6 protein-coding genes and 3 pseudogenes are annotated in these 6,121 nt (G+C 61.5%); 2 read left to right on the forward strand and 7 right to left on the reverse strand.

All coding sequences use genetic code 11. The features are described from left to right. Positions 1-157: 157 nt before the first annotated feature. Positions 158-946 (forward strand): IS21-like element helper ATPase IstB, encoded by a 789-nt coding sequence (gene istB / locus P3T23_RS46960; protein ID WP_429322844.1) that lies wholly within the window; start codon positions 158-160, stop codon positions 944-946. A gap of 19 nt (positions 947-965) precedes the next feature. Here the strand turns inward: istB and P3T23_RS46965 are convergent, their stop codons facing one another. From P3T23_RS46965 to tnpA, 6 genes and pseudogenes are all read right to left on the reverse strand, one after another. Continuing rightward, positions 966-1,466, reverse strand: a complete 501-nt coding sequence (locus P3T23_RS46965; protein WP_429322839.1) for a hypothetical protein — start codon at positions 1,464-1,466, stop codon at positions 966-968. Next, entirely contained in the window at positions 1,463-1,984 is a 522-nt protein-coding gene (locus tag P3T23_RS46970) for a tyrosine-type recombinase/integrase (protein WP_429322840.1), read from the reverse strand. Before P3T23_RS46970 ends, P3T23_RS46965 begins: the two co-directional genes overlap by 4 nt. 177 nt (positions 1,985-2,161) lie before the next feature. Further along, positions 2,162-2,284, reverse strand: a pseudogene (locus P3T23_RS46975) (integrase); the annotation flags it as partial. Between the two features lie 1,167 nt (positions 2,285-3,451). Further along, positions 3,452-4,435, reverse strand: a pseudogene (gene tnpC / locus P3T23_RS46980) (IS66 family transposase); the annotation flags it as partial. 30 nt (positions 4,436-4,465) lie between these two features. Next, positions 4,466-4,813, reverse strand: a complete 348-nt coding sequence (gene tnpB / locus P3T23_RS46985) for an IS66 family insertion sequence element accessory protein TnpB (RefSeq protein ID WP_429322841.1) — start codon at positions 4,811-4,813, stop codon at positions 4,466-4,468. Then, the gene (gene tnpA, locus P3T23_RS46990; RefSeq protein ID WP_429322842.1) at positions 4,810-5,229 is read right to left on the reverse strand and encodes an IS66-like element accessory protein TnpA; all 420 of its coding nucleotides are present in this window, start codon (positions 5,227-5,229) and stop codon (positions 4,810-4,812) included. The genes tnpB and tnpA overlap by 4 nt, the downstream gene beginning before the upstream one ends. An 80-nt stretch (positions 5,230-5,309) precedes the next feature. On the opposite strand from tnpA, the pseudogene P3T23_RS46995 reads away from it, so the two are divergent. Next, positions 5,310-5,795: pseudogene (locus P3T23_RS46995) on the forward strand (ISNCY family transposase); the annotation flags it as partial. A 99-nt stretch (positions 5,796-5,894) separates the two neighbouring features. Here P3T23_RS46995 and P3T23_RS47000 read toward each other — a convergent pair. Further along, on the reverse strand, positions 5,895-6,121 hold a 227-nt coding region (locus tag P3T23_RS47000), incomplete at its 5' end, for an IS3 family transposase (RefSeq protein WP_429322843.1).

The following is a 6,121-nucleotide window of genomic DNA, read 5'->3' on the forward strand; positions in this document are numbered from 1 at the left end:
TTTGTTCGCGATGGCGTGGAATCCTTGTTCTCTTTGCCGTGGAATCACGATTCACTTTGCCCTGGAATGGCTGTTCTCTTTGCGTGGAATACGCAACCACCTACACCCACGGCGGCCGCTTCTGCCGCGATACCCAGACTCTCCTGATCCACTGAACATGAATCCAATTCCCGAACTCACGTCTTCCCTTAAGCAATTGCGACTGTCCGGCATCCTCGACACGCTCGAGGCGCGCAACCGCGAAGCCATCGACCGCAAGCTCGCCTATACCGACTTCCTGACGTTGCTGATCCAGGACGAGATCGCACGGCGCGATCATCGCAAGCTCGACGCCCGCATGCGCCGAGCGAACTTCCGTGGCCAGAAGACACTGGAAGGTTTCGACTTCGACCGCCTGCCGAATCTCAATCGTGCTGTCGTGCATGATCTGGCGACCTGCCGCTTTATCGATGAGAAGGTCAGCGTGCTGATCGCTGGTCCATGTGGAACAGGCAAGTCCCATCTCGCGCAGGCACTGGGCCATGCGGCCGCCCGGCAAGGTCACGATGTCCTGTTCATGACCCAGACCCGGCTTCTCGGCGCGCTGCGCAATGCACAGGCCGTCGGCTCCTACGAGCGACGCTTCCAGGCGTTTGCCAAGGTGCCACTGCTCATCATTGACGATTTCGGACTGAAACCCATGCGCACGCCCGAAGATGAAGACTTCCACGATCTGATCGCCGAACGGTACGAACGTACATCGACCGTCCTGACCAGCAATCTTGATTTTACGGAATGGGGGGACGCGTTCGCGACCAACAAGATGCTCGGCGCCGCAACGCTTGATCGCCTGCGACATGCCGCGTACCGCGTCGTGCTCGACGGCGAGAGCTACCGTGTTCCACGCCCGATGCCCGAGAGCAACAAATCAGCACTTGCGAAAGGAGGTAAAAACAAGGATTCTTGATCCCCGTTCGAGCCCCGAATCAGGCGCCTTCCGCTGGCGCCATTACGCCGAAAACACCCGGCTCCTTTACGGCGAAAGGCAACAGTACGAGCGTGAGAGCGCGCAACATCGCGCCCCACATCATGCTGCGACCCTCGTGTCGCGTGGCGGCGTTCACCAGGGCCAGTATCTCTTCGCGGCTGAAGATGTATGGTACGAACACCGATTCCTTGACAGGTGCCAGTGCGTGATCCGGCACGAAGCAGTGCGGGTCGCTACGGCGACGGAAGAGGCAAAGCTGGCGAACGACGCCGAACTCGTTGCCCACCGTGATGGCCTTGCGACCTTCGATCCTCACTACCCACTCCGACACCGCCCGTTCCAATGATACGGAGCGTTCGCCGTACTGGTCACGAACGAAGCGCACGAAGCCATTGAGCACGAACTCGGCACGCAGGTAGCCCATTCCCATGGCTCGCTTGAACGCCAGGAACTCCTTTGCGTCACGGGCCAGGACAGCGGCGGTGATCTTCGTGCTCATCGCGGTACCGGCAGCGAGACTTCGCGCAGCGACTGCGTCGCGATGCGCACGTACGCCGACACCGACTCCGGGTCACGATGGCCAAGCAGGTCCGACAGCACTCGCGCTGTGGTGCCAATATCGAGTTGCCGTGCCGCGTTTGAATGCCGCAAGACGTGGCTTCCGAGGTAGGGAGCCTGAATGCCGGCGATCGCTGCATGCTTGATGAGGATGTGTCGCACCGCTGACGAGGCCGTGAACGCGCCGAATGGCACCTTCATCTGAACGAACACATGCCGCGTTGGAGTATGAGACGGACGCCCATGACGCAGGTACCGCGCAAGCACTTTGGCCACCGGGGGAAGCAGTGGCAGGACGAAGTTGACCCCCGTCTTGGGGCGCGACATCTGCAGCGTGCCGGCGTTCCAGTCAATATGCTGCAGTTGCAAGCCGATCACTTCGCCAGCGCCGAGGCCGTAGGTGCTCATCATCAACAATAGCGCGTGGTCGCGCAGCCCGCGCGCCGTGCTCGTGTCCACGGCGCGCAGCAGTCGCTGAACGTCTTCCCAAGGTAAGGCACGTCGGGGTCGTTCGAATCGCGGTTGCACTGGCGAGATCACCGCGTCGGCCAGGTCGGCGCGAGTGCGCCCGCTGAACAACAAGAATCGGGCAAAGGATCTGACCGTACTGGCGATGTCGGCCGTCGTCGAGCGAGCATAGCGACGGGCACATCCGATGAGGAAAGCGTCGATGTCGGGCAAACTCAACTGGCGCCAGGACTTGCCGGAACGGCTCAGGTGCTCAAGGAGCTTGCCAACGTGGTCGAGCTTCTTGCGGATCGTGACCTCGGGGTTGCCCCGATGTTGCCGGAGGTGGGGGCAGCGTAGTCACACAGGATTGCCGTGACAGGCGGAGGACGGCGTTCGATGGGTCTCCACGGTGGCACTGGCGTGCCAACAACCTCGTAGACGCGGTGCAGCGAGCGCATTGACGAACTTGCAAGAGCGAGATGGGTGGTGGGGATCCCGCGTGAATGCGCGTACCACGCCTGGAAGCGCTTGACCCCATCGCGCGTCAGCTCGCCAGCTTCGTCAAGACCGAGCACGTGACAGTAGCGTCTGAACCGGCTGATCCACTGCAGGTATTGCTGCGCGCTGCTCGCGCTGACGCAGCGGTCTGCGCGCCACACGCGCAGGATGTCCTGGGTGGTGGGCGTGCGTTCGGGTTGCAGTGTTCTGTGGGATCGCGTGACCATATGGGTGGCGGCAACGGGTTGGGTTGTCGACCAGGATAGATCGTGCGCTCGTGCGCGTCAGGCCCCATCTTGTGTTGGCAGCCTTCGACAGGCTGCCGGCCCTGGCCCCTGACCCCGAAGCCCAGTGGCGGTGGTAGATGTGCAAGTGCCCGGTCGTCGAGGTCAAGGCGAAGGCGCGTCAGAAAGCCAGCGTCAACGACAAGGGCCACCTCGATATCGGCATCCCTCAGCGCTCGAACAGCACTTTGAACAGGCCCGAGGCGACGACGAAGCCAACGTACCGCTGCCGGCAGCGTTACTCCCAGGTCTCGCATACTTGCCGCGGCAGCCTCGATGCTCGGCGAACGTGCTACCGCGAAGATCGTCTCTTCGATCTCGGCAAGCAGCCCAGGCAAGCGTGCTGCCAGAAAGTCGGGTAACAGGCTGAAGGTGCGGTGCTCCTGGGGGCAGTACCAACGGGCCACGCGGACACCGGAGGGCTTGGCCCTCGCGTAGCTTCCATGGCGAGCAAGGCCGCAGCCGCCGGAAGGATGCAGTGGGCAGGCTGGCAGCTTCGCAATCGTCCACTCACGACCCGCGACATAAGCTTCCACGCCAGAACTTGTACGCATCGGAATCTGCAAGGGCATCCCCAACTGCGCAGACGGTAATCTGGGCGCATGAAGATATTATGCCGAGTGCACGCAGGCGCCACCACTTACAGGAAAGTGGCCGCGAGCATCGGTCTCCCGATAAAACCGCGCTCGGGATAATGCGCGTGGCACGCGGCTTCGCGAATCGTGCCATCGCGGAACAGCTCGTTGAAGCCAGAATAGGCATCGGCCTGCAGGATCCCGCTGAAGCCAGCCAGATGGCGCTGGGGATGGACGCCTTGCCGGTTCGGCGAGTACGCAAACCAGACGGCGGCGGGTTCCGTCGAAGCGGACCGGCTGTCATCGCGCACATAGACCCACAGCCGGCCGGTCTTGGTCTTCTTGTTGCCTGGCGCGAGCACGGGGATCGGCGTGTCGTCCGCATGAACCTTGGTGGCGGCCATCACATAGCGACGCACCGCTTCCACCAGCGCATCGACCAGCGCCTCGCACTGACCGACCCAGCGGCCCATACTCGCCGGGTCCAGTGTGACCTTGTCGCGTGCCGCGATCACCGACTGTCGGTACAGCGGCTGGTGGTCAGCATATTTACCGACCAGGATGTCGGCAAGCAGGCTGGGGTGGGCGATGCTGCGTTGAATCGGCAGGTCCGGCGCCAGCGGCTGCACGATGCGGTGACAGCAGTTGCAGATCTTCTTGCGCCGGATGGTACGGATAACCTTGAACGCTGCCGCGATGCGACCGAGTTGCTCGGACACGTCCTCGCCCAGTGGTTGCATCTGGCCGCCGCACGCGGGGCAGGTCGGCTCCGGCTCGAGCACATGCTCTTCTCGCGGCAGGTGTTCGGGCAGCGCCTCGCGCGAAGCACCGTTCGCGCTCGCCTTGCTTCTACCGCCGGACCGCGCTTCGCGCGTTTCGGCTGCGCCACGGCTGCCGGTCAGGTCATCCAGTCGAGTCTCGAGTTCCGCAATTTGCCGGTGCAGTTTCTCGGACTTGCGGCCGAACTGCATGCGCCTGAGTTTGTCGATTTGCGCCCTGAGCCGTTCGATTTCCAGATCCCGCTCGGCGAGAGACGCCCGCGCCTCGAGCAACAAGGCCTTGAGTGCATCGATATCATCGGGAAGGTCGCTGGCATCGGGCATGCCGCGCAGTTTACGCAGGTGCTGCGCGGTTTACAACACCGACAGTGGCTCGGCGGTGCGGCGGGGTTGCCGCCAGTCGATGCCTTCGAGCAGCATCGACAACTGGGCGTGGGTCAGATGGATCTTGCCACTATCGGCCTGCGGCCAGATAAAACGGCCACGCTCGAGCCGCTTTGCAAGCAACCATAACCCGTCGCTGGTAGCCCAGAGAATTTTTATCAGGTCACCTCGACGGCCGCGGAAGATGAATACGTGACCACCGAGCGGATTCTCCAGGAGCACCGTCTGGACCTTCGCGGCCAGGCCCTGAAACCCGGCACGCATGTCAGTTACTCCCGCCGCAATCCAGATGCGTGTGCCCGCCGGCAGGCCGATCATCGCGACAACTCGCGAATCACCAGCCGCAGTATGTCTGGCGACATCGCACCACGAATGCGCAGGCATGCCCGCTCGAACTCAATCTCGAAGACATTCTCGAGCGACTCACCTGCATTGGGTGTCGTCGCAGGAGCAGGCGTGTCGGGAACGATATTCACCGGCAACAATCCTGGGAGCTCGCTATCGGTTGCCGGCTTTGTGTGTTCCGGCAACGTCGGCAGACCATATGCACCTTCAAGATATTGCCGACGCCACTTGAACAGAAGGTTGGCGTTAATGGCGCTCTCGCGGGCAATCAGCGCTACCGACGCCCCCGGCTCAAAGGATTGCTCGACCAGGTGCCGCTTGAAATCAGTTGGGAAATTCGGCCGCTTGTACGCACCGCCGCTCGCGCGCCCACTCAAGGTTCCGTCCATTTTGGTGCCCACCATAATTTGGTGGGTACCAAATTACCAATCCACTCAATAAGCTGTCGAGAACGGCCCTCACGAGTTGGTTACGGTATGACCGCGTCACGTATCTGCTGGACGACACGCCCGGGCACCGCAAACTGATCGGCCGGTATATCGAGGTCTGGGAGTACCCGGACGGGCGTATCGAACTCCGCGCCGATGGTCATGCACTGTCATGCAGACAGTACGACCGGCTGACCGAAGTTGATCAGGGCGCGGTCGTTGAGCACAAGCGGCTGGGTCACGTGCTTCAGGTCTCGCAGGTGATCCAGGCTCAACGCGATAACAGCCGGATCGGAAAAGCGCCTTCGCGAACCCACCTGGGCGTTGCAACCAGGGTTCAAAGCCGCTCGCCAGGCAAGAAGAAGCAACGCGAGTTCACGCAGGCCGATATCAATGGTGTGATTCTGGAACAGTCGCAGCAGCGGCAGGTTCAGCAGGCACGCAAACCTCGCCGTCGGTCTGCAAAGGGGGGCGCCGCAGACGTCAGCGCCCTGCCCATTCACAACGGATCCTTCGACACTGCGTGATCAGTAACCGATGAAAGACAGACCTTTTAACCCTTAAAAACACGACATTTGTATCTGGCTGCCACGGGGGTGCGGCAGAAATCCTGGACTCGTTTATGTTTATGCTGCAAGCCCAAGGCTCTCACGATATTCGAGGGGACTGAGTGAGCCGAGCGAGATTTTGATCCGCTTTTCGTTATACCAGCGGATGTAGGAATCAACTACCTCAATGAATTCGTCAATGGTTGTAGTCTGCCAGTCCCGAGGATAGAACAGTTCCGTTTTCAGCCGCCCGAAGAAGCCTTCGCAGGCTGCATTGTCAGGCGAACACCCTTTGCGCGACATCG

It is taken from the genome of Paraburkholderia sp. GAS448 (genome assembly GCF_050435685.1).
GTDB lineage: Bacteria > Pseudomonadota > Gammaproteobacteria > Burkholderiales > Burkholderiaceae > Paraburkholderia.

Coding starts and splice junctions, on each gene's coding strand:
- istB (WP_429322844.1), top strand. CDS start 158: ATGAATCCAATTCCCGAACTCACGTCTTCCCTTAAGCAATTGCGACTG.
- P3T23_RS46965 (WP_429322839.1), bottom strand. CDS start 1,466: ATGAGCACGAAGATCACCGCCGCTGTCCTGGCCCGTGACGCAAAGGAG.
- tnpB (WP_429322841.1), bottom strand. CDS start 4,813: ATGATCGGCCTGCCGGCGGGCACACGCATCTGGATTGCGGCGGGAGTA.
- tnpA (WP_429322842.1), bottom strand. CDS start 5,229: ATGGACGGAACCTTGAGTGGGCGCGCGAGCGGCGGTGCGTACAAGCGG.